The sequence below is a fragment of the Vibrio sp. 378 genome (genome assembly GCF_033339435.1).
Window position 1 is genome coordinate 1 of sequence record NZ_JAWOUO010001271.1, and the last position, 506, is coordinate 506.

Consider the following 506-nt stretch of genomic DNA (forward strand, 5'->3'; position numbering starts at 1 on the left):
TATGGTTGTTTGCGGTCACGGTCTTGGTACTAGCCTAATGATGGAAATGAGCATCAAAAGCATCGTAAAAGAATTGAACGTCGATGCCGCTGTGGATCACATCGATCTTGGCTCAGCAAAAGGCACAAGTTGCGACATTTTCATCGGCACAAAAGACATTGCAGAACAGTTGGAAGCACTTGGCGTTGAGCAACGTATCGTAGCGCTTGATAACATGGTCGACAAAGTCGCAATGAAAGAGCGTTTATCTGTGGCACTTCAAGAGCTTGGCGCTCTATAAGGTGGCGTTATGGAATTCTTCAGTTTCTTAATGAACGATGTCCTATCAGAGCCAGCAGTTCTGGTAGGTCTCATCGCCCTAATCGGCTTAATTGCCCAGAAAAAACCGGTCACCGAGTGCATTAAAGGCACGGTAAAACCCATTCTTGGTTTCATCGTGCTTGGCGCAGGTGCAGGCTTAGTTCTGAGCTCGCTACGCGACTTCGCGACGATTTTCCAACACGCAT

The 506-nt window shown here is 47.4% G+C and carries 2 protein-coding genes; both read left to right on the top strand.

Going from position 1 to position 506, the window contains the following annotated elements; all coding sequences use genetic code 11:
* The first annotated feature begins 1 nt into the window (after window position 1).
* On the top strand, window positions 2–280 hold the full coding sequence (locus R7Q48_RS31510; protein WP_021451987.1) for a PTS sugar transporter subunit IIB: 279 nt from the start codon (window positions 2–4) through the stop codon (window positions 278–280).
* Between the two features lie 9 nt (window positions 281–289).
* The coding region (locus tag R7Q48_RS31515; RefSeq protein WP_318134411.1) for a PTS transporter subunit IIC at window positions 290–506 on the top strand (217 nt) is incomplete at its 3' end.

Excerpts from the sequence above, each read along its gene's own strand:
- R7Q48_RS31510 (WP_021451987.1), top strand. The coding sequence starts at position 2 with ATGGTTGTTTGCGGTCACGGTCTTGGTACTAGCCTAATGATGGAAATG.